This window comes from Microbacterium sp. EST19A (assembly GCF_019969685.1).
GTDB lineage: Bacteria > Actinomycetota > Actinomycetes > Actinomycetales > Microbacteriaceae > Microbacterium.
The window spans coordinates 1,231,195-1,253,460 of record NZ_JAHXYZ010000002.1 but is presented as its reverse complement, the minus strand read 5'-3'; the positions used below and the strand labels follow the sequence as shown (position 1 = coordinate 1,253,460).

Genomic DNA, 22,266 nt, shown 5'->3' with positions numbered 1-22,266 from the left:
TCATGCAGATCGTGATCTTGGCCACCACCGATGACATCGAAACCTTCACCGGCGACTACATTCTGAACCGTATCGAAGCCGGGCATCTCCGCGTCCTCGGAGTAGCCACAGGGTCATCCCCACTGCCGGTCTACCGTGGACTCGCGAAGCGCTGGACGCCGAAAGTCGGCGCACTCACGGCATTCGCACTCGACGAGTACGTCGGACTGGACTACTCCCACCCCGAGAGCTACCACGCGGTCGTTGACCGAGAGGTGACGCAGCCGTTGCGCCTCGACCCGATGCGGGTGCACGTTCCCGACGGCAATGCGCCCGATCTTGACGCGGCCGCCGCAGACTACGAGTCGCTGATCGCTCAGAGCGGGGGAGTCGACTTGCAGATTCTCGGCATCGGTACGACAGGACATATCGGATTCAACGAACCGACCTCGTCCTTGAACTCGCGCACTCGGGTGAAGACGCTAGCTCTTCAAACCCGCGCAGACAACGCAAGATTCTTCGATGCACCGGAGCTCGTACCGTCTCTATGCCTCACCCAAGGACTCGGCACGATCCTTGACGCCGCGGAAATTCTGATGGTCGCCCAAGGTGAATCCAAGGCGCACGCCATCGCACAGGCCGTCGAAGGCCCGCTCACCGCCATGTGTCCTGCGTCGGTGCTGCAGCTTCATCCTCGAGCCACCATCGTCCTCGACGAGGCCGCCGCGAGCGAGCTACTCCACTCCGACTACTATCGCTACGTCTTCGCGCAGCAGCGAGGGATCACACATCCTGGGCTCATCGACCCCGGCAGATCCGCGACAGCGAACTAGATCTGCACCCTTGCAGGCAACACCCACCGTGCCACTGGCTTCATGGCCATCTGAGCGGTCCACGCGCCGGTCGGGCACCCGCCAGCACAAGACAGCGGAACCACCGTATTGAAGCCGCGACATGTCCTATGGATGGCTCGGTGAACGACGAGGAGCAGCACTCTCTTGACAGCACGGCCAAGCCCGGCTTTACTTTAATGCAACCGGTTGCAAAGGAGTTCAAACATGCTTTCAGATTCCAACAGATTGGGATTCGCCGAGATGCGTGTTGCCGACCAAGCGGCCGACGCTGGGGAGTACGCCGCGGCCGCGGCGGCCGAGGCTATCGAACGAGCAATCTTCGAACGGGGGCGGGCCCGGGTGATTTTCGCGAGTGCGACTTCCCAGAGGGATCTGCTCGCTGCTCTCGCATCTGACCCGCGCATCGCTTGGGATCGCGTCGATGCGTTCCACATGGATGAGTACCGGGGGTTGGACGCGCAGGATCCCCGCTGCTTTGGCCAGTGGCTGCAGGATCGTCTGCCCGAGGCGGCCCAGGCCGGGCTGCACCGTATGGATGGCACGGCGAGCATCGAGGAAGAAGTCCAGCGCTACGGCCAGCTGCTCGCCGCTTCACCCATCGATCTAACGTGTCTGGGTATCGGCGTTAATGGCCACATCGCGTTCAACGAGCCCCATCACACGCGTTTTGACGACGACGCCGTTGTCCGATTGGTCGAGATTGATGTCATTTCGCGGCGGCAACAGGTCGACGAAGGGCTATTCGCCAGTCTTGAAGATGTCCCTCACCAGGCACTGTCTCTGACCGTGCCGGCGGTACTGAGCGCGGCTACGGTCGTCGCGACCGTGGTAGGACAGGCCAAAGCCAAGGCCGTGCAGGTCGCACTGGAATCTTCAATCGGTGCACACTGTCCGGCCACCGCACTGCGACTTCACCCCAACGTGTCGATATTTCTTGATCGGGCCGCCGCCGCAGACCTCTCTGATGCGTCTCTCAGCGCGGTCTGACCGGTCCGGTGGACTGCCGCACGACCAATGCACCGGAGGTCGTCACGGGTGCGGCGGTTCCGTTGGCGAGGAGCAACTCAAGTTGCCGCATCGCCAGTTCACCCATCCGATCGTTGGGAGAGCTGATCGTTGTGAGACCGGGAGTGAGCACCTGGGCGAGCAGCACGTCGTCACAACCAACGAGGGATACGTCGTGAGGGACGGACTTCTGAGCGGCGTCGAGGCCGGCGATCACACCACAAGCCGTGAGGTCGTCGAAGGCGAAGGCAGCCGTCGCTTGAGTTTCAAGAAGATCAGCGGATGCGCCCAGGCCGCCCTGGAAGGACGCGTCGTAGGGGCCGAGGGTGATCAGGTCGACGGGCGCGGTGGTAGCCCAATCTTGGATGGTGCGAGTGCGCTGTTCCGCTGCCCAGGAGCCATCTGTTCCACGGAGCAACGCAATAGCCCGATGCCCAAGGTCGAGCAGATGCTGCCCGGCCTCGAGCAACGCGGTGGTTCGGTCGCAGATCACCGAAGCCATCCCGTCGATTTGCCGATCAAGGAGAACTGTCGGTACGGAGCCGGTGGCTTCGATGAGCTTCTGCGCCGGCGAACGCGGAGAAGCGATGACGAGTCCATCGACTTGCGCGGCGAGTCGTTCGATCAGGTGAATCTCGTTGTCGGTGTCCTGTCCGCCGTCGATCAGAATGACCGTCGTGTCGGAGGCCGCCGCCGTTCGCTGCACGGCGCGAATCAGAGGAGGAAAGAAGGGGTTAGTAATGTCCGGAACGAACAGCCCGATGGAACCCGTCCTCCCTGTGCTGAGTCTCCGTGCCGTCTTGTTCGGGTGATAGCCGCCCATCTTCTCCGCGGTGGCGAAAATCTCGGCCCGTACCTCCGCTTTCACCAGGTCCGGCCGACTGTACGCACGAGAAACGGTCGCGGGCGAGATCTGCAGCTGCTCCGCGATCGCATAGATGGTCACTCTGCCCATACCACCGCCCTCTCCCTAAAGTTCCTACCCACGTTAGGGCACATCGCTGCAACCGGTCGCAAGGCGGCTGACCCTCGTGGGTAGCACGAGGCAGGTCCGAGGCCGACATGTCACGACGGGATCCTGCATCGCAGTCGAGATACAAGACGGGTACATCTCGTCCGTGGCCCCGGTCGCGGAGGATAAGGGCCTGCCATGGCTTTCCGCAGGACTCGTCGATCTGCAGGTGAACGGCTTCGCCGGTCACGACGTCAATGGTGAAACGTCAGCCGACGAAGTCATCGCCCTCACGGCGGCACTGGCCGCAGTGGGGACGACCACATACCTGCCTACGATCATCACCGCGTCTGCACAGGAAACGATCAATTCGCTTCTCGCCGTACGTCGAGCCCGCGCTGTTGATGCCGCGACCGCGGCGGCCGTCCCGTTCGTCCATCTCGAGGGACCGCACCTCTCGGACCAAGCGGGCCCTCGAGGCGTGCATCCGACAGCCCACATTCGTCCACCAGATCTTGAGGCTTTCGCACAGCTGCAGGAGCAGTCGCACGGGCTGATCGGCATGATGACATTGTCTCCGCACTACGAATCGTCTGCGGCTTTTACCTCGGCGCTCGTGAGCCGTGGTGTCCGCGTAGCCATCGGCCACACACATGCAAACAACGCCGAGATCCAGCGGGTGGTCAAGGCAGGTGCTACTTTGTCGACTCACCTCGGCAACGGTGCCCACAGGATCATTCCTCGACACCCGAACTACATCTGGTCGCAGCTGGCCGAAGACCGGCTCACCGCCGGATTCATCGCGGATGGCCACCATCTCCCCGACGAGACCCTGGTGTCGATGATTCGCGCAAAGGGAGTCGAGCGCTCGATCCTCGTCTCGGACTCCACCTCCGTGGGGGGCCTGCCTCCCGGTCATTACCGCACGGCCGTGGGTGCGGAAGTTGTCCTCGACGATCGGGGACAACTACGAGAGGCGGAGGGTCCCTTCCTCGCTGGCGCTGCACTGCCGCTCATCGCCGGAGTCTCGCGGATCGCAGCCCATGGTGCTTTCACGCTCAAAGAAGCGGTTGCCATGGCCACGCGGGTGCCCGGATCGATCATCGGAGGGCGTGGTGAGATCGCCACCGGCAGTCCGGCGGACCTTGTGACCTTTGACCAGAACGAGAGCGACGGCGAGCTACACCTGCGGACCGTCATCGTCAGTGGGCGTCTTAATGACTGACTCTCCGTTTGACGACGCTTCGCACCCCCGCCCCCGCAGCGTATCCCACGTCTCTGCCCCAGGCTCAGAGGCAGCCGACACCGCTGGTCGCCCGACGCAGGTGCGGATTGTCCACCTCGGGCTCAGCGCTTTCCACCGTGCGCACCAGGCCTGGTACACGGCGCAAGTTGACAACACCCGGGAATGGGGGATTGCCGCGTTTACCGGCCGCCATCCCGATGCCGCACACACTCTCGCCGCTCGGGACGGTCGCTATGTCGTGATCGAAAGGTCCGACGCGGCAGACACTTTCGCAACGGTCGGGCACCTCATAGCAGCCCGCGATGGAGCCGATCGAGCCTCGCTCCGTGCATTTCTCCAAGACCCGGTCGTTGCGATCGTCACGATCACCGTGACCGAATCGGGTTACGGCTTGAACGCATCCGGAACGCTCGACATGGGTGCGCCTCACATCGCTGCCGATCTCGAGCACGTGCGAGCGAGTATGCGCGGCGAACATGACGACACCACGGCGCTGTCGTCGACGATTGGACGTTTGGTCGATGGACTGGCCGCGCGCCGATCACATCGGGCCGGGCCGTTAGCGGTGCTGCCATGCGACAACCTGCCAAGCAATGGTGAGCTCGTCCGACGCGCGGTACGCGATTTCGCGACGGCAGCTGACGAGCAGCTGGCGCGCTGGATCGAAAGCAACGTCAGTTTCGTCAGTACATCCGTGGATCGAATCACACCACGAACTCGTCCCGAGGACATCGACCTGGTAGAGAGAAAGACGGGATTTCGCGACGAAGGAGTTGTGGTCACCGAGCCTCACCACAACTGGATTCTCGCCGGGCAATTCCCCGCGGGTCGTCCGGAGTGGGAGCGTGCGGGCGCTCAATTCGTCGAGGACATCCGTCCCTTCGAGAACCGCAAGCTCTGGATGCTGAACGGCGCTCACTCACTACTCGCCTACGCCGGAACAATCCGGGGCCACGAGACAGTGGATCAAGCGATCGCCGACCCCGTCCTCCTCAGACAGGTGAATTTCCTTTGGAACCTTGCTGGTCGCCATCTTCCCCAGCAAGGGCTCGCTCTGCCGCGCTACAGGGCAGAGTTGCTCGAGCGCTTTCAGAACCGACGCATCCGTCACGGCCTGCGACAGATCGCGGCGGACGGGACCTTGAAGCTTCGAAGCCGAACCGTCCCCCTGGTTGTGGCCGAGCTGCAGGCGGGCCGAGACGCGAACGCCGCTCTGCGAGTCGTCGCTGCGTGGGTGGACTACCAACACGCGGCGCCAGGCAATTCTGAGTCCGATGCCGAGGCGCTGCGGATTCGCGAGGCCCTGAATAAAACGTCCTCGGAACAGCTGCCCGCCCTGCTCGAAATCCTTGAACCGTCCTGGCGACATAACCCAGATGTTCATCGAAGAGTACAAATGCTTCGCGCACTCTGAGACCTGCAAGACCCTCAACTCTGGAAGGCCAAATGAAGATCATCGCCGCCGACGTCATCGTCACTAGCCCAAGCCGCAATTTCGTCACCCTTAAGATCACCACAAACGACGGCGTCACAGGCCTCGGAGACGCCACGCTGAACGGCCGTGAGCTCGCGGTCGCCGCGTACCTTCGCGAGCACATCGTTCCGCTTCTACTCGACCGAGATCCACATCGCATCGAGGACACCTGGCAGTTCCTCTATCGCAGTGCGTATTGGCGACGCGGCTCAGTGACGATGGCCGCCATCGCCGCAGTAGATATGGCCCTGTGGGACATCAAAGGCAAGGTCGCTGGCCTTCCTGTCTATCAGCTGCTCGGCGGAGCCTCTCGCACCGGGCTCGCAGCTTACGGTCACGCCTCCGGGCGCGACATCCCTGAGTTGTTCGACTCGATCAAGATGCACCTCGAAGACGGATATACCCACATCCGTGTCCAGACGTCCATACCCGGGGTTCGCGCCGTGTACGGGGTCGCCGCACAGACGCAATCGTCCGGCGAACGGTACGACTACGAGCCGGCCAGCCGCGGTGCTCTGCCCGTTGAAGAAGACTGGGACACTCGCGCTTACCTGCGTCACCTGCCCGGGGTGTTCGAAGCCGTGCGCAATGAGTTCGGACCGACGCTGCCGTTGCTCCACGATGGACACCACCGGATGACGCCGATACAGGCCGCGAAGCTCGGCAAATCGCTCGAGCCGTTTGACCTCTTCTGGCTGGAAGACTGCACTCCTGCGGAAAATCAAGAAGCGCTACGACTGGTCCGTCAACACACAACGACACCGCTCGCCATCGGCGAAGTGTTCAACACCGTCTGGGATTTTCAGCTGCTGATCAGAGAACAGCTGATCGACTACGTGCGTGCGGCATCGACGCACTTTGGCGGAATCTCACCGTTGAAGAAGGTCATGGATTACGCCGCGCAGTATCAAATCAAATCCGGTTTCCACGGCCCGACCGATGTGTCGCCGGTGGGGCTTGCGGCCCAAGCCCATGTCGGGCTGGCAATCCACAACTTCGGTGTTCAGGAGTACATGGCACACAGCGACCGAACCAACTCCGTCTTCGAGCAGACCATGACGTTTAAGGACGGAAGCCTGCATCCAGGCGATGCACCCGGTCTCGGGGTGGAACTAAACGAGGAAGCCGCCGCAGCATTCCCGTACCAGCAGGCATACCTGCCCTACAACCGTCTCGCCGACGGAACGATGCATGACTGGTGATACGGGAGCGGCGGCCAGCTGCATCGTCGTGATGGGTGTTTCCGGTGTGGGTAAGACGACTCTTGGCCGAGAGCTGTCCCGGCGTCTCCACTTGCCGTTCATCGACGGTGACAACCTGCACTCGGCGCACAACGTCGACAAGATGCGGGCGGGGATCCCGCTCAGCGATCGTGACCGCGTCCCCTGGCTAGACGATGTGGGGGCAGTTCTTGCGTCAAGCAACGGCGTCATCGTCGCCTGCTCGGCGCTGAAACGGGAATACCGCGACCGAATTCGGCACTTAGCACCTCGCACCTTCTTCCTTGAGCTGGACGCAACACCGGCGTTCATCGCGAGTCGCCTCGCCAATCGGGCCGATCATTTCATGCCAGAGTCTCTTCTCGCCTCGCAGCTTGAATCGCTTGAGCCGCTGCAGAACGAGAACGGTATGCGTATCGACGTTGAAGGGGACACCGAAAAAGTCTTGGAGCTAACTGTTGCAGCGTGTACCGCCGCGTTTGGTGGAGAACGATCTCTCGCTTAGGTGGTAGAGCGGCGGGATGGGCGGGAGCGATCACCGGCATCTTCTGGGAGAGTCGCGTCTCACCGAATGAAACTTTCTCGAGTCTGGACAGATTTCCACAGGTGTGTCTCACGAGATCTGCCCCGTGGTGTCGAGCCGCGGCGACGCGAGGTTCATGCTGTGGGGGATGCCGGGGTGTGTGCCCGTCAACAGCGCGTGGGTGCCCTCGCCGCGTGCCGGAACGTGATTACCGACATGTTTCATGAGAAAACTGGGAAGCAGGGAGTGATCGCACTTGTCCGCCTTTCCGCGGGTGTCGCGTCTCGCCTACCGCCAGCATTCGTGAGATCGGACATTTGTCGTTTCTCACGAAACCTGTCGCATTCTCACGAAACCTGTCGCTGTTCTCATGAAAGGTGGCGGATTCTCGCGGATGTTGTCACACGGTCTTCCGGGATCGACACCTGTGTCAGCAACGCCGAGGTCGCCTACGCATCAACTAGCTCTGGAGAAGCGTCGGAAGCGGCAAGCGATTTCGACAGTGCGGTGGCGTGGTTCGGCGGACGCATAGGGGATCTGCGTACAGTGCGAATGTGCCTCGAGACCCACGCTTTCGTACCGTTCGTGGTGCGGTCGGAGTCATGCTCGCCGCAGTGTTCGCCATCGGTCTGAGCGGGTGTGCGCCGGATCCGGTCAGCGATTCCTTCCTCAAGGGGGAGAACACCGGCTATGTGGCCGCCGACGGCTCGATCGTCGAGATCCCGGTGGCCGAGCGGAGCGAACCGGTCGCCTTCAGCGGCATCACTGAAACTGGTGATGATTTCGACAGCGCCGACAACGCCGACAACGTCACGGTGGTGAACTTCTGGTACGCCGGGTGCGCGCCATGCCGCGTCGAGGCGAAGGATCTCGAAAGCGTCTGGCAGGAATACGGCGGCGAGGATGTAGCTTTCATCGGCATCAACACCCGCGACCAGGCCGACACTGCCCAGGCTTTCGCTGACGAGTTCGGCATCACCTACCCGAGCCTGATCGACGTGAACACGGCCGAGGCGAAACTCGCGTTCTCCGAGGCTGTGCCGATCCAGGCGACGCCGACGACTCTCGTGCTCGACAGACAGGGCCGTGTCGCGGCCCGCATCATCGGACCCATCGACGGCACCTCGATCCTCTCGACCCTCGTCAAAGACGCTCTAGCAGAAACACCATGAACACCGACACCATCATTGGGTCCGGCGCGCTCTGGCTCGCAGTCCCCCTCGCGATGCTCGCCGGCCTCGTGTCGTTCCTGTCGCCCTGCGTGCTCCCGCTGGTCCCCGGCTTCCTCGGCTTCCTCGGCGGAGCGGTCGCGCCGCGGTCGAAGGGCGACGAGGGGAATGCTGCCACTCCCGAGCGCCGTCAGCTCGTGGTCGGCGTGCTTCTGTTCATCCTCGGCTTCAGTCTTGTCTTCGTTCTCATCACCGCGCTGAGCGGGACGGCCGGCGTGTTCTTCCTCCGCTGGGGCGACGTGATCACACGGATCCTCGGCATCGTCGTCATCCTGATGGGGCTCGTCTTCCTCGGGCTGTTCAGTTTCGCCCAGCGGGAGGTCCGCTTCCACGTCGGCTCCCGGGCCGGAGTCGTAGGGGCGCCGCTGCTCGGAGTGGCACTCGGTGTCGGCTGGGCGCCATGCATGGGTCCGACGCTGGCCGCGATCATCGCGCTTTCGTTCAACGCCGGCGACCCTGTCCGGGCCGGCCTCCTTGGCCTCATGTATTCGCTCGGCCTCGGCATCCCGTTCCTGCTGGTCGCACTCGGGTTCGGTTGGGCGGCGAAGACGGTCGAGTTTCTCCGACGTCACATCCGGGTGGTGAACGTCTGTGGCGGCATCATGCTGATCGTCCTCGGCATCCTGATGGTGACCGGGCTATGGACCGACATCATGTCGCGGCTGACAGCGGTGATGGGCAGCGTCATCCTCCCTCTCTGAGACCCGGAGCGGGGATGTCGCGAGTGACGACTGAAGCGGCCCTCTCTACCCGACTGCTCATGTCGACGGCGCCACTTCGTGATCCCGTGTCGGAGCCTTAGATGTAGACGCCGCGGTCTTCCATGAATCGGACGGGGTTGGTGTAGCCACCGTTGATGTAGACCTCGAAATGCAGATGGCACCCGAAGGAGCGTCCAGTGTCGCCCGCGTAGGCGATGACCTGGCCGGAATTGACCCACTGCCCCCGGCCGACGGCGATGCCTCCGGGTTTGATGTGGGCGTACCCGGTGCTGACGCCTCCGCCGTGTTGGATGCGGACGTAGTTGCCGTAGTTGCCGTTGGCGCCGGCGTAGTCCACTGTTCCGGAGTTGGCGGCGTAGATCGCCGCTCCGCAGCCGTTGGCCATGTCCGCGCCGTAGTGGTAGCTCGAGGAGCAGCCCTGCGAACCACAGATCGGGGTCCGCGGGCCGTAGCTTGAACTTCGGCCGCCCCCGTGGGGCCGAACCCAACCGCCGCTCCCGGCGGAGCCTCCGCCGCCACCGTTGCCGCCACCATTGGCTGCCGCTTCGGCGGCTTCGCGTTCGCGACGGACTCGCTCTTCGGCCTCGCGTGCGGCTACACCCGCCTGGTAGCCAGCGACAGTCTGCGTGGTGGTGTCTTTCAGCGCGGCGAGCTGCGCCTGCATCGTGTCGAGGTTCGCGGCTTGCTCGTCGAGCGCGGCCTGTGCGGCGTCGGCCGCTTCTTGTGCGGCAATCATCTTCTGCTCTGCAACCTGCTGCAGCCGGTCCCGTTCGTCGCGGGCGACCGTGGCCTGATCGGTCAGCGATTGGGCGGTATTTCGCGCCGAGATTGCGTCATCGTAGACCGACCGGTTGTACTCGAGCAGCTTGTCCATTGTGCCCAGCCGGGACAGGAGCTCATCGGCGTTGTCCGCGGAACCGGAGAAGAACAGTTGCAGTGCTGAATCGTCTCCACCGTTGCGGTACAGCTGTGCCGCAACTTGACCGGCCCTTCGCGCAGAGGTTTCGGCAATCGCTGATTGTTCGTCGGCCTGCGCCTGCAGGCTCTCGGCTTCCGTGATCGCAGCGAAGTATTCCTGTTGTGCGGCGTAGAACTCGTCGGAGGCGGTATCGGCGGCAGCCTGGGTCTCGGCGACTTTCTGCGTCAAGGACTGGATCAGCCCTTCGATCCGGGTGATCTCGGCGGCCTTGGCAGCTTCGTTGTTCTTGGCGCGTTGGACATCGTCCCAGCTCGGGTAGGACGCAGCGTACGCAGCTGAGACGCCGGAGCCGATACCGAAGGCAGCGAATGCAGCGACGCCGAGGGCGCCGAGTCCGAAAGCGCCACGTCGAGTAACACTCAGCTTCCAGAACGAGTCGCGTTCGGCGGGCGTGGGTGCACACCCGCATTCTTCAGCCGCCTCCGTAGCAGCCGCGGAGACGCTTCGTCCGTTCACTGTGCCCTCTCCTCGAGCTCGGCTTCGTGGATTCTGCTGCCAGGGGCGCGCAGATTGGCCATGCTCGCGTTGCCCGCTGTCTGGTCTATCGTCCGTTCGTGGGGGCCGAAGTCGCGCCGACTCGCCCGTGATCTCTGATCTGTGGCCCATATCTGACGCACCGAACTTGAGTTCGACTGCCCTGACACGAAGCTCACTCTTTCGGGTCCGTGTGGCCGTCGGCGCTCAACCTGTCGTGTTTTTTCTTCTTCACTTGCCGTACAACAACGGTGGCGGTGATCACCGCGGCACCTATGACAGCAACGGCGATTATGAGCGGGATCGCGATCGAAGCCACCTCGTCCTCGCCTGCGGATACCGCCGGGGCAGGGGTGTCCGCTGCTGGCGGTTCGGTGGTTGGCGCGGCGGAGGGCGACGCCTTTGCCGGTTGGATCCGTGATTGTTCGTTCCCGCATGCTGGTTTGTCCCATCCCAGCCCTGGCTCGATACCGGTGGGAGCGTACGTGAACGTGAAGCTCTCGGATATGGGGTGACCGTCGCTGGAGACGGCGTTCCACAGCACGGTGTAGACGCCCGGTTCCCCGAGTGCGACCGGGGTGGTGAGGATGTTGCGGTCGATGGTGGAGCAGCTGGATTCGTAGAAGAGGCCGTCGGGCCCTTGCACTTGGGCGAAGCTGGCCTTGCTGAAGTCAATGAGCTCCCCGCTGAACGTGAGAGCGACGTCGTCAAGTTGGGTGACGGTTTCGTCTGCCCCGGGCACGGTGTCCAGGAGGTTGTCGTGCGCGAGAGCTGCGGGGGCAGGTGTAGCCACGATTCCCAGTGTGATGAGGGCTAGAAGTGTGCTGGCGAGCCAGCGGGTGCGGTGGGTGGAGGTCACAGGTGCGGGTCCTTTCGTACGGCGGGCACGGGGGTGCTACCGGTAGGTCGGTTGTTGCGTTTCGTGTGTAGGACGGAGAAGCCGGTGAGGATTGCGAGCGTTCCCGCGATCATCAAGGTGGCGCCTCCGGCGAGGGCCTGGTCCTGGAGAGGGGTGGGTCCCCACGTCCGCCCCATGGCGCCAAACCACTCCGCGACGATGAGGTCGGAGCGAGTGCTAGTGGCGATGCCGAAGAACGCTGCCACGCCTGTGAGTGCAGTGAGTGAAGCCCACCGCCACCGCCCCTCGGGACTCGTGGACGCGTTCAGGGAAAGCGATCGCACGAAGAGGCACCCGGTGACGAGGAGCTGACTGATCATCCATTCCGCTCCGAGCTGGTCGTAGAGCGACCAGCGGAACAGGTCGGAGTAGTGGAACAACCACAGCGACGTGGCGAAAAGAGCCGCGGAGACGACGGGGCGCAGAGTAAATCTGGCCAGCGGGCTGTGGGCGGCCCAGACAAGCCATTCCCGCGGTCCTCGGCTTCCATCGTCCCGTGGATGGATGACCAAGGTTGCGAGGGTGATCGGCGCCGCGAAGACAAGGAGCAAGGGGATCGCGAGACTGAGGAGAGCGAAAGAGAGGAATCGCATACTGATGAGCGAATCGTCATAGGCTGCGATCGGCCCACTGGTCGTCCACAGAAGCGCCCCCATCCCCGCAATCCAGCTGACCGTCCGCCTGGCTGGCCACGGATACCCGCGGCGCCGTGCGCGTCGGACGCCGACGAGGTAGAAGACGATTCCGAAACCCGCGACGAGCACCCAGAGGAGGTCGGGGCTCCACGCCGTGAACCATCTCTGCAGGGTGAGTGCGACCGGGACGGGTGCGTCGGTGAGGATCTCTGCGGCGGTGGTCTGCGGGAGTGTGATCGTGTCGGCGGGGGCGGCGGTGCGGGCGAGGGCGGCGGCGGCACCGCTCGCGATACCCATGAAACCGAGTTCGACGCTCACGATCATCCAGAAGGCGCCACGGCCCTCGTTGGCCTTTGCGATGAGTCGACGGCGGTAGGCGGCACCCAGGACGCCCATGACCAGAAGAGCGCCGATCTTTGTGAGAAGGATGATGCCGTACGGTGAGGCCAACTCCTCCCACCGGCCGAGGGCAGTGAGCGCCCGCACATATCCCGAGACGGCGACGCCGATGAACGCGATGAGTGCCACCGTCGAGTACCGGCGGAGCAGGTTCTCGAGTTCGTGCGGAGAGCTGATCGGTCGCGCGACGACGAGCAGGATGAGACCTCCGAGCCATATTGCCGCTGAAATGACGTGCAGGACGAGGGACATGACCGCGGGATCGTGGTTGGCGAGCTCACCCGAATGACCTTGGGTGGCCATGGGTATCAGGCTGATGATCGCAAGCACGGTTGTGATCAGCACCGCCCCATAGCTGCGCACAGCGAATGCGAGAACTGTCACGACCGAGGCGAGGATCGCGGTGATGAGCCATGATCGTCCCAGCTCGGTGTCGAGGAGGAAGCGGCCGAGCTGCGTGCCGAACTCGGCGCTCAGGCTCACTTGCGGATTGAATGAGGACAGGAAGGTGAGGAAAGCCACCACCCCGCTTGTGATGGTGAGGGTTGCGGCGCCGGCGGAGGCTATATCGAGCGCGACGGTGAAGGGTTTCCCCCCCGAGGGGAGAGCGAACACCGCCAGTACCAGTGGCCCGAGCATCGCCGCACCGGAAAGATTGACGAACAGCTTCGCGGCCGGGAGTCCCCATCGCACGAGCGCTCCAGGGTCACTGGTGAGTCTCGGTGCAGCTCCTCCGCCGATCGCGAGCCCGACCACCACAGCGATGAGTGCGGCGACAACGAGAATCGTTGGTCCAACGATCCGGAGAACAACGGGATTCATGGAGTGGTAGCTCCCGTCTCAGCGTCCGCGACGTCCGGGTCTTCCGTCACAGGTGCCGTGCATTCACCGGTCTTGGGGAGCTGCTGGATCGCCCCGGCGAGAGATTCAAGAACCGCGTCCGCCGACAGGGTGGCGGTGTCTACGTACACCTGGGCAGCTGGATCTCGGCCGTAGGTTGTGAGCCGCAGATTCGGGGTCTCCTCCTCGTCGACGATCCAGTCGACGCCCCCCAAGCTGACACATTGCAGGGTGGTGGGGGCCGGGGGCTCCAACCCGCAGGTGAGGAGCACGCTACTGGGGGTGCCCCATGCTGCGGTGGCCTGAGCGTCCGTCCAGACACGAGCCTGGTCGCCAATCGAGTCCGGTAGTCGCACGGTGACCTCTGCGCACAGCGGGTCATTCGCGTTTGCTGCGGGCTCGAGGTGGACGGTGGGTGCGCAGCTGCTGAGTAGAAGCAGTGCGCAGAGTGCCGCGACAGAGGTCAGAATCTTGAGCTTCACAACTTCATCCATCCGTCTTCTTGGGAGTCAGCATGCAACCGCCGCCGTCGGATCGACATGATGAGCAGCGCTAGTACGGTTCCGATACTGAGTGTCCAGCCGAGCCACGGCATCAGCACGACGGCGAGGGTCGTGCCGGTGCGGAGAGGGACCTCGGTGATCTTCGCCGCGGTCGTGTCCACCGCAACCTGAGCCAACACCTGCCCGTCGCGGCCGATGACTTGACTGGTCCCGGTGGTGGAGACGTTCACGGCAGTTTTCCCGGTTTCGATCGCGCGCATGCGGGCGATGGCCAGCTGTTGGAGGTTCTCGTCGGTGCCTCTGAAGTCCGCGTTGTTGGTTTGAAACACGAACATCTGCGCGCCAGAGGCCGCGCTTTGGTGGATGACGTCGTCGTAGATGACGTCGAAACATATCGCCAGACCGATGGGCACATCGCCAACGTTCACGAGGGGTGTGTTGGAGCCGGGTGTGTACTCGCGTTGTATCAATCCGATGAGGTCGGGGGCGATCGCTTCGTAAAACCAACGATCCGGGACGTATTCGCCGAAAGGGACGGGGTTGGCCTTGTCGTGGAGCTGCTGCGGCCCGGCGCTGGTCCACAGCATTGAGGTGTTGAACGTGTCGGCTCCACGAGTGGTCGCCGCATTCACCAGTGCCGGAGCGCCAGCACCCTGCACGAGTCGATCAAGGCGTCCTGCGACGGCGACATCGCGCAGGGGATCGGCGTCGACGGCCCCTTCTGGCCAGACGAGAAGGTCCATCTCACGGTCCAGAAGAGGAGCGGTCGCTTCTTCCTGCGCGCGCATGATGTCACCTGTTGTCCTGGTGTCGAAGTAGCCGCTAGGGCCGTTGCCCTGCACCCATCCGACGCGCATCGTTCCCACTTGCTCGGTGGGGAACAGAGGGACGGCTATCGCGGCAACGACGATGACCGCCGCTGCTGCTGCTGGCTCCCATCGGCGGAGGATGAGGGCCTCCACGACGCTCGCGCAGACGAGAACCGTCAGGAAGGACAGCCCGGTTGTTCCCACCCATGAAGCGGCCTCCGCGAGCGGGCTCTCGGCGAGGCTGAAACCGACGCGCGCCCACGGGAACCCGGTGTACGGCGTACTCCCCATCAGCGTTTCTCGCAGCACCCACACCCCGGCGACGAGCACGGGAGTGATCGCGCGATACCCGTATCCCGCCCGGGTGGTGGCGACACGATAGGCAAGTGCGATCAGCACGCCGCCGGCACCGAATAGCAGGGATTCCAAGCCAGCCAGCGCGACCCACGGGATGGGCCCCAGAAACCGTGACACCCATACCAAGTGGGTGAAGTAGAAGGCCGCGCCGTAGACGAGCGAGATCAGGAACGCCCTGGGGAGAGAACGTCCGCGGAGCGTCCACAGCCCGATGGTGACGCTCACGAACGTTGCAGGCCACCACCCGTATGCGGGGTAGCCGAGATCCAGCATTCCTCCTGCGATGGCGGACGCGACAATCGCTACGGGGAAAGGCACCGCAACAGGCAGGCGCGCGTTGTGCTCTCTGGGGTTGCCGCGCCGTGATCGGCCGGAGAGGGCGTGTCTCACCAACGGGTCAGCGGTCACGGTCATGAGAGCTCAGCTTTTTGAGGTAGGCGTTGTACGTGTCGAGGTCGGTGTTCCCGTGCAGGTCGGCGTACCGGTCCGCCGCGGCAGCACGAGCGGTGTCGCTGCGGAACCAACGATGCATCACGTAGATCAACATCAGCACGGTCGGGGCTTCACCGTAGGACCATGCCAGGGCACCGGCTAGCTGCTGATCGGCGAGGGGATCGATGCCCAGCGCCTCTGTGGGGGCGACGAATGAGCCGACCAGGATCGTACTGGCCATCATGAGGAACACCCCGAAGAACGCGTGCAGCGCAGCTTCAGCAAACACGTCCAGTGCACGCGCACCATGACCCAACCTGACCGGCAGAGGATCGGAGGACAAGATGGGGATGGTGAACAGCATGCCGGCGAGGAGGAATCCGACCTCGAGCGCGACGTGACCCCCGGGCGCGGTGAGGATGACATCGGCAGCACCCGCAAGGTAGATACCGTAGAACGCGAACAGGTAGAGCGGGACAGTGGCCCACGGGCTGAGTACCCATCTCGCGGCCGGGCTTCGGAGAGCACTGTGGGCCGCTGTGAGGACTACCCGTCCCGCTCCGTGATGCGGCGTTGCTCGCAGTAGAAGGGTTCCGGGTGAGCCGAGGACCAGTAGCGGCGGCACCATCATCATCAGAGTGAGTTGCTGGAACATGAAAACGGACACCAGCGCCTGGCCGTAGGTTTCAACGCCCAGTCCGGTGACCGCCGCGAGGAGAACGCACCCAAGCAGGAAGCTGACCGTCCGCCACACGGGCCAACGACGCCCGTGCGTCCACAATCGGATCGCTCCGACGAGATACAGCGCAGCGAGGATCCCCGCGACGATGGGTAGCACCGGAAGCGGGATGTCGGCCGGTGCGAGGAATGTCTGCAGAGACGGGGGACTGCTGGGGATCTCGCCGCTCACGCGCATGGTCGTGTCAAGAAGCTCACGCCGCTCACTTCCGGATCACCTTGATCGTCGCTCCGGCTGCCAGGAACACCACGGCCGCGATGGGCTGTGCTGTGGTCCACACGACACCGGAGAAGGGGAAGGGCATCACCGGATTCCAGAGCACGGCGATCGCGAGGAACACCGGGATCCACCACCAGTGGCGTGCCTGCAGCGCAAACCACGCGACGATCAGCCCGAAGATTGAGGCGATGAAGAGGACGAGGGGTGCCCAGTTCGCCTCAAAGAGCGCCGGGGCCAGGAACAGGATCGCGGCGGCGACGAGGCTGGGGGCCAGGGCGTTCCGCTGGTACGTGGAGGGGACGCGTTCTTTGGGACTCATGGGTGAACCGTTTCTTCGGCGGGTACAGGGTCGACGGGATCGGGGCGGGACGCGGGGTCTGGCCGGCGACGGCTCGCGCGCAGACCCGCGACGATGAGGAACACGGCACCGATGCCGAGAGCGACATCGGCGAGGTTGCCGATGAATAGGTTCCCGTAGGCGAGGAAGTCGGTGACGTGCCCGATCCCGAACGCGGGAGGCGAGAATAAACGGTCGATGAGGTTCCCGATCGCACCGCCCACGATGAAACCGAAACCAACCGCCGACCACACGTTCCGGGCTCGGGTGGCAGCACCGATAAGGACCGCGGTGACAGCGACCCCGATGACGGTGATGACCCATGTGGAGCCTTCCCCGAGCGAGAAGATCGCCCCGGGGTTGAAGGCCAGTTGAAGACCGAGCCAGTCACCGATCAGCGGTGTACGCGCATCTTGCCGCAACGTGTTCAGAGCCAGAGTCTTGGTGCTTTGGTCGATCAGGATGACGATGGCGGTGACGATGAGCACCACGGCCAACCGGCGGACTCGATCACGCATCGGCGTCTTTCTCGGTAGCTGCGGCATCCTTGGCGGCCTGGGCGCGGTCGCGCTGGTGACGCCGGCGCCCGGCCATAACCACTCCCACAACGCCGATCCCCAGAATCAGTGCCAGACCCGAGAGGAAGAACAGGGGTAGCAGTTCGAAAGCACCGCCGCCGGATGCCGTGCCACCGTATGTTTGCGCGGGTCGAGCCGGTTCCGGCTCCTCCGTGCTTTCTGGGGAGGTTTCAGGGGTGGGGCTTGTGGTCGGAGTGCTGGGTTCCGTGTCCATCGCGGGCGTGACCGTGTACACATACTCCCCGTTGATCGGGTGTCCGTCGGCGGAGACGGTCTTCCAGCGGACGGTGAAGATGCCGGTTGCGGCGTCGGGGGAGAGGTGTTGAGTGATCGAGTCACCGCTCACCGTTGGCGGGTCGACGGCGACGTTTGCTCCGCTTTCATCGATAACCTCGACGACCGTTGCGTCGTCACCACCGGTGAGGGTCCCGGTGAACATCAGAGAGATCTCGTCGGGGGAGCCGTTGATGGTCGAGTCGGCGGTGGGGTACGACGAAACGAAGTCGTCATGAGCGGCGGCCGGAGATGCAGTCCCAAGTACGACGGATGCCGACAACAACAGGGTGGTGAGGACGGCAGTGGTGCGTGCCGAGAGGCGTTTATGCATGGGTGTCGTGCTCTCCGGGGTGGGATTCGGGTTCGATCTGAAAAGTGGAGTGTTCGATGCTCACGGCGAAATGTTCGCTGACGCATTGCTGAAGTGATGTCAGCAATGCGGCGGAAGCTTCCATCGTGACGGTGTCATCGACCACGACGTGGGCGGTGAGCGTGGGGAGGTCGGTCGAGACCTGGGTCGCGTGGAGGTCGTGCACAGCGACCACGTGCGGAAGGGCAAGGATGTGGCGGCGGACGTCCTCGAGGTCGAGGCCGGCAGGTGTGGACTCCATCAACACTCGGCCGGATGCTCGCAACAGGATGAGGGTGCGGGGAATGATGAGCAGCGCGATCAGAACGCCCGCGACGGCGTCCGCCTGATACCAACCGAAAACGGCGATGAGGATGGCGCTGGCGATGACGCCGACGGAACCGAGGGCATCGTTGACGACCTCGAGGAACGCGGCGCGCATGTTGAGATTGCGTCCGCGGCCGCTGAACAATACGAGCATGGAGGCGATGTTGGCGACGAGACCGACGATGCCGAAGAACAGCAGACTCCCCGAAGCGATCTCAGGGGGCTCGAACAGCCGCCGTACGCCTTCCACAAGCGCGAAGATGCCCACTCCGAGCAGCAGAGCTGCTTGAGCGAGCGCACCGAGCACCTCCGTGCGTTGAAGACCGAAGGTGTATTTGGGAGTCGGGGGACGGTTCATCAGATGCGCAGCGGTGACGGCCATCGCCAACCCGATGACATCGGTGAGCATGTGCGCCGCATCAACGAGCAGTGCGAGGCTGCCTGTGATGATCGCGCCGATCACTTCGACGATGAAGACCGAGGAGGTGATCGCGAACGCGATGACCAGGCGATTGCGGGGAGTGGCGTCACCAATACCGTGACTGTGCCCTGTTTCTGTCATGGTGCTCCTTTACGGCCGTCCAACGATGAGCCGGGCGACGGTCGCCGCATCGCGACTCGTCCCAGCGAGGGTGTCAGCGTCCGCGCGGGAGTATCGCGGCATGCCAACAGTGAACAGCCCGGGGATGCGTGCACTGACGTGCAATGGCTGCCCGGGCGGCTCCGAATCGGGCAGCCATGTGTCTGCCGGCCTGTATCCGGTCGCAAGGATCACGGAATGCGGCTTCATGGACGCCCCATCGGCGAACATCACGGTGTCTCCGTGAATCTCCGCTACGGCGGCGGCATGAGTGACGTCCGTCGAAGCTACGCGGTGGCGTACCTCGGACATCGGACCCTTACGCCGCAGCCTTGACCAGACGGACCGCTCCGATATCCGTGCTGGTTCGGCTCGAGTCGCGAGGGTGACGTCGTGGGAGGACGCGAGTTCTTCAGCAATCTCTACTCCGCTGTATCCGCCGCCAACGATCAACACGGGGCCGGGGGGTATCTGCGCGGGGTAGAGATACTGGCTGGAATGCAGCACAACACCGGGTACTGCCAGTTCCTGGCGCCATCCCGGTATGCGCGGCACGGCGGCAGCTCCCGTTGCGCAGACCACATTTCGGGTTTGCACTTCCCCGGCGGAGGTCGACAGATGCAGCGTGGATCCGTCGCCCAACCGGTTGACTCCAAGAGCTCGGGTGCTCCACACGGTCTTCACACCGATGGCTTTCTCCACCGAAGACAGGTAGTCGGACATCTCATCCGCACTCGGATAACGATCTTCATCGCCCGGGAAAGGGAACCCGCGGACGACACTGTGGCGTGCCGCACTGCGTAGTTTCATCGACTGCCGCCGCGTGGCCCAGCTTCGTCGACCGGGGGGTGCAGAATCGATGATCACGAAGTCTTTCTGGGGCTCAAGCCCGGAGGACCTGAGCGCGGCGGCTGTCGCCAATCCGGAGTGCCCGGCGCCAACGATGATGACGCGACGATGCGATAGCGAATGCGCCATCATTCAGCACCGTTCACCGCGGCTTCAATGCTGTCTTCCAGGTCAGTCCACGTCTCCAGTACGACAGGCTCCCCATCGATGAAGAACGAGGGGGTACTGCTGACACCGAGCTGCTCACCCTCGTCGAGATCGAATTGGACCCGTTCTGCTGTCGCCGGATCAGCGACCGCATCATCGAACGCGGCCATGTCCAATCCGAGTTCTTCCGCAAACCCCCGGAACAGGTCCGCACGAGACTCTTGAGCCTCACCCCATTGAGGCTGCGTTTCGAACAGGCGGTGATACATGTCCTCGAGCCGCCCCTGCTGCGCTGCGGCTTCGGCAGCGATTGCGGCGTTCTTTGAGTTGAGGTGACCCGGCAGCGGGAAGTAGCGGATCACGTAGGTGATCTCGCCATCGAACTTGCCGCGGAGATCCTCGACGAGGGGATAGAAAGCACCGCAGGCCTCGCACTCGAAATCGAGGAATTCGACAACCGTCACCGCCCCTTCTCCTCCGTCATCGAGGACGTGCGAGTTCTCACGGACGACTTGTGGACCGTCAGCGGTCCCCGTCTCGGGTGCGGCAGCTTGATTCTGATTGATCAGGACGAAGACCAGCGCGACGACCAGCAACACCACGGCGAGAGCCACGGTGACAAGTACCGCTTTCACGGAAGATTTCATAGACACTCCAAACACACACAACGAACGAGGACGACCAGTGGAGCGCCATCGAAAAGATGGCGCCGCCAGGGTCAGGTCCGCGACAGAGAAAGCTGTGTGAGAGAAGGAGGCAGTGCGAACAGGCGCCCCGTCAGGGCCGCCATTGATGGTGCGCGCGGCAAACGTTCGCGAATGTGAGAAGAGGGGACGTGCCGGAGGAAGGTCCGCGTGACGATGAGCACCAAGAAGCAGCAGATGATACCCAAGAGGCACCCGGCAACACCGATCACGATGTCATTGGCGGCATCCCCGGCCAGGAATTGTTCGGCGGTCGCGCCGACATCGCTTTCACCCGAACCCGCCGAGACATGGCCAGCAGAAGGCGTCCCTAGTGACGACGAGGATGTCGTGCTCAGATACGGAGTCGCGTCCGTCGCGTCACGATGGCCGCCCGGCCATGCTCCGACAACGAGAAGAAGCGCCAGTCCGAGGGCTGTAATGATCTTCGTTATCAGGAAACCGTCGGCGCGGCTGGCGCAGTTGCGAGTGCGACCGTGGACGACCATGACCTCAGGATGGTACCAGCCCCACCAATCGATATTCTTTGCGAACCCGAGAGCCACGCGCCCGTTCTACCGGCGAAACAAAGAGGTCTTGGGACGTCCGCTGAGCCAGCCCATAACCCATTCAACGGGGCCAGTCCCGACGAACCGCCACCACAGCCAACCCACCACAATCATGCCCGGAACGATCACCAGCCAGCCCAAATAGAAGTTCTCGGCAGGGCGGCCATACGCGTTACTCCAGAGTGCGATGAGACCGCCGTGCAGCAAGTACAAGGACAGCGCCACCTGACCGCACGCGCACAGGGGAACAAAGACGGCGCTCCAAAAACGCTCTGCATGCTCCCGTCGCACCGTAGCCCCGAGTACAACGCACACGTAGACGGCGAACACCAGGCCAATATCTCTCAGAGAGTCCAGGTAGTCCCCGGACAGCACCGTGCCGAAGCGCTGCCCGAAGCCCCAGGCAAGATACGCCAACGGCGCCACAGCCGCCATGATCCACAACAAGCGGTCGCGTTTCAAGCCGTGACGGATCAACAGGGCGCCGATGAGGAACATCGGTAACAGGTTGACCACCCGATACTGAGGGCCCAGGAACATCCAGGTCATGACCTCACGTACGGGCGGTGGCGCGGTGTAAACCCAAATCCAGGTGCGTGCGACGCTCAGCAGTGGCTGACTGGCTAGCAAGAGAACCGCTGTCGCGGCGATCACGACCGGGGTGCGCAGGAGTAGAAGGGGCGCGCCGATGATGATGAGCAGTCCGAGGTAGCTGAGGATGACCGCCAGCCAGGAGCCCCACGTGGCCATCCAAACGCCCAGGACGATGAGGAACAGGCCACGCAGAACCTGTTGCAGCAACGTCACCCCCACAGGGCCGCCGCGTCGCCACACAAGCTCCGCCGACATGCCCATGACGAGAGCGAAGAGCGGCGACGCGACACTACTGAAGTTCGCCGTGACGAATTGCGCCGCCCACGGTGCGTTCGGCACGAAAGGAGCCGCGTGCGCGATGAGCATCGCGACAATCGCGAACCCGCGAAGCGCGTCCGGAATCACAAGACGACCCATGTCAGAGACGCGTCGAGCTCGCCTGTGCATTCTGGGTGGCAGCGTTCTTTCGGGCTCGAAGACCATGCCCTG

At 63.5% G+C, this 22,266-nt stretch carries 24 protein-coding genes; 8 read left to right on the top strand and 16 right to left on the bottom strand.

The window, feature by feature from the left end; all coding sequences use genetic code 11:
• The first annotated feature begins 2 nt into the window (after positions 1-2).
• Together nagB and LC452_RS16115 are read left to right on the top strand one after the other, a co-directional pair.
• Complete coding sequence (nagB, locus tag LC452_RS16120) at positions 3-812, top strand: glucosamine-6-phosphate deaminase (protein WP_223627079.1); 810 nt, start codon at positions 3-5, stop codon at positions 810-812.
• A 225-nt stretch (positions 813-1,037) separates the two neighbouring features.
• Entirely contained in the window at positions 1,038-1,820 is a 783-nt protein-coding gene (locus tag LC452_RS16115) for a 6-phosphogluconolactonase (RefSeq protein ID WP_223627078.1), read from the top strand.
• Here the strand turns inward: LC452_RS16115 and LC452_RS16110 are convergent.
• Positions 1,807-2,784 carry a LacI family DNA-binding transcriptional regulator gene (locus tag LC452_RS16110; RefSeq protein ID WP_223627076.1) on the bottom strand — a complete coding sequence of 326 codons (978 nt, stop codon included), beginning with the start codon at positions 2,782-2,784 and terminating at the stop codon, positions 1,807-1,809. The genes LC452_RS16115 and LC452_RS16110 overlap by 14 nt on opposite strands.
• Positions 2,785-2,956: 172 nt before the next feature.
• On the opposite strand from LC452_RS16110, the gene LC452_RS16105 reads away from it, so the two are divergent.
• From LC452_RS16105 to LC452_RS16090, 4 genes are all read left to right on the top strand, one after another.
• The gene (locus tag LC452_RS16105; RefSeq protein WP_223627074.1) at positions 2,957-4,015 is read left to right on the top strand and encodes an N-acetylglucosamine-6-phosphate deacetylase; all 1,059 of its coding nucleotides are present in this window, start codon (positions 2,957-2,959) and stop codon (positions 4,013-4,015) included.
• Between the two features lie 100 nt (positions 4,016-4,115).
• Positions 4,116-5,450 (top strand): mannitol dehydrogenase family protein, encoded by a 1,335-nt coding sequence (locus LC452_RS16100; RefSeq protein ID WP_223627072.1) that lies wholly within the window; start codon positions 4,116-4,118, stop codon positions 5,448-5,450.
• A gap of 32 nt (positions 5,451-5,482) precedes the next feature.
• Positions 5,483-6,712 (top strand): D-mannonate dehydratase ManD, encoded by a 1,230-nt coding sequence (gene manD / locus LC452_RS16095; protein WP_223627070.1) that lies wholly within the window; start codon positions 5,483-5,485, stop codon positions 6,710-6,712.
• Positions 6,702-7,235 carry a gluconokinase gene (locus LC452_RS16090; protein WP_223627068.1) on the top strand — a complete coding sequence of 178 codons (534 nt, stop codon included), beginning with the start codon at positions 6,702-6,704 and terminating at the stop codon, positions 7,233-7,235. The genes manD and LC452_RS16090 overlap by 11 nt, the downstream gene beginning before the upstream one ends.
• A gap of 108 nt (positions 7,236-7,343) precedes the next feature.
• On the opposite strand, the gene LC452_RS21935 is transcribed toward LC452_RS16090, so the two are convergent.
• Positions 7,344-7,478 (bottom strand): hypothetical protein, encoded by a 135-nt coding sequence (locus LC452_RS21935; RefSeq protein ID WP_263294052.1) that lies wholly within the window; start codon positions 7,476-7,478, stop codon positions 7,344-7,346.
• 377 nt (positions 7,479-7,855) lie between these two features.
• Here LC452_RS21935 and LC452_RS16085 point away from each other — a divergent pair, with 377 nt between their 5' ends.
• Both LC452_RS16085 and LC452_RS16080 read left to right on the top strand, forming a co-directional pair.
• On the top strand, positions 7,856-8,425 hold the full coding sequence (locus LC452_RS16085) for a TlpA disulfide reductase family protein (RefSeq protein ID WP_223627704.1): 570 nt from the start codon (positions 7,856-7,858) through the stop codon (positions 8,423-8,425).
• Entirely contained in the window at positions 8,422-9,183 is a 762-nt protein-coding gene (locus tag LC452_RS16080; RefSeq protein ID WP_223627067.1) for a cytochrome c biogenesis CcdA family protein, read from the top strand. The genes LC452_RS16085 and LC452_RS16080 overlap by 4 nt, the downstream gene beginning before the upstream one ends.
• A 97-nt stretch (positions 9,184-9,280) precedes the next feature.
• Here the strand turns inward: LC452_RS16080 and LC452_RS16075 are convergent, their stop codons facing one another.
• The 14 genes from LC452_RS16075 to LC452_RS16010 form a co-directional block, all read right to left on the bottom strand.
• On the bottom strand, positions 9,281-10,639 hold the full coding sequence (locus LC452_RS16075; protein ID WP_223627065.1) for a M23 family metallopeptidase: 1,359 nt from the start codon (positions 10,637-10,639) through the stop codon (positions 9,281-9,283).
• A 193-nt stretch (positions 10,640-10,832) separates the two neighbouring features.
• Positions 10,833-11,516 (bottom strand): copper resistance CopC family protein, encoded by a 684-nt coding sequence (locus LC452_RS16070; protein ID WP_223627063.1) that lies wholly within the window; start codon positions 11,514-11,516, stop codon positions 10,833-10,835.
• The gene (locus tag LC452_RS16065) at positions 11,513-13,072 is read right to left on the bottom strand and encodes a cytochrome c oxidase assembly protein (RefSeq protein WP_223627061.1); all 1,560 of its coding nucleotides are present in this window, start codon (positions 13,070-13,072) and stop codon (positions 11,513-11,515) included. Before LC452_RS16065 ends, LC452_RS16070 begins: the two co-directional genes overlap by 4 nt.
• 335 nt (positions 13,073-13,407) lie before the next feature.
• Complete coding sequence (locus tag LC452_RS16060) at positions 13,408-13,923, bottom strand: DUF3515 family protein (protein ID WP_223627059.1); 516 nt, start codon at positions 13,921-13,923, stop codon at positions 13,408-13,410.
• Positions 13,908-15,512, bottom strand: a complete 1,605-nt coding sequence (gene lnt / locus LC452_RS16055) for an apolipoprotein N-acyltransferase (RefSeq protein ID WP_223627058.1) — start codon at positions 15,510-15,512, stop codon at positions 13,908-13,910. The genes LC452_RS16060 and lnt overlap by 16 nt, the downstream gene beginning before the upstream one ends.
• The gene (locus LC452_RS16050; protein WP_223627056.1) at positions 15,496-16,446 is read right to left on the bottom strand and encodes a cytochrome c oxidase assembly protein; all 951 of its coding nucleotides are present in this window, start codon (positions 16,444-16,446) and stop codon (positions 15,496-15,498) included. The genes lnt and LC452_RS16050 overlap by 17 nt, the downstream gene beginning before the upstream one ends.
• A 25-nt stretch (positions 16,447-16,471) precedes the next feature.
• Entirely contained in the window at positions 16,472-16,807 is a 336-nt protein-coding gene (locus LC452_RS16045) for a DUF6804 family protein (protein WP_223627054.1), read from the bottom strand.
• Positions 16,804-17,316, bottom strand: a complete 513-nt coding sequence (gene lspA / locus LC452_RS16040) for a signal peptidase II (RefSeq protein WP_223627703.1) — start codon at positions 17,314-17,316, stop codon at positions 16,804-16,806. Before lspA ends, LC452_RS16045 begins: the two co-directional genes overlap by 4 nt.
• 19 nt (positions 17,317-17,335) lie before the next feature.
• Complete coding sequence (locus LC452_RS16035) at positions 17,336-18,010, bottom strand: copper resistance CopC family protein (RefSeq protein WP_223627053.1); 675 nt, start codon at positions 18,008-18,010, stop codon at positions 17,336-17,338.
• Positions 18,003-18,917 (bottom strand): cation diffusion facilitator family transporter, encoded by a 915-nt coding sequence (locus LC452_RS16030; RefSeq protein WP_029259133.1) that lies wholly within the window; start codon positions 18,915-18,917, stop codon positions 18,003-18,005. The genes LC452_RS16035 and LC452_RS16030 overlap by 8 nt, the downstream gene beginning before the upstream one ends.
• Before the next feature lie 9 nt (positions 18,918-18,926).
• The gene (locus LC452_RS16025) at positions 18,927-19,913 is read right to left on the bottom strand and encodes an NAD(P)-binding domain-containing protein (protein ID WP_223627701.1); all 987 of its coding nucleotides are present in this window, start codon (positions 19,911-19,913) and stop codon (positions 18,927-18,929) included.
• Positions 19,913-20,578, bottom strand: coding sequence for a thioredoxin domain-containing protein (locus LC452_RS16020; RefSeq protein ID WP_223627051.1), 666 nt, complete (start codon positions 20,576-20,578; stop codon positions 19,913-19,915). Before LC452_RS16020 ends, LC452_RS16025 begins: the two co-directional genes overlap by 1 nt.
• A gap of 71 nt (positions 20,579-20,649) precedes the next feature.
• Positions 20,650-21,180, bottom strand: coding sequence for a hypothetical protein (locus LC452_RS16015; RefSeq protein ID WP_223627050.1), 531 nt, complete (start codon positions 21,178-21,180; stop codon positions 20,650-20,652).
• 9 nt (positions 21,181-21,189) lie between these two features.
• On the bottom strand, positions 21,190-22,260 hold the full coding sequence (locus tag LC452_RS16010; protein WP_223627048.1) for a DUF1624 domain-containing protein: 1,071 nt from the start codon (positions 22,258-22,260) through the stop codon (positions 21,190-21,192).
• Between the last annotated feature and the right edge of the window lie 6 nt (positions 22,261-22,266).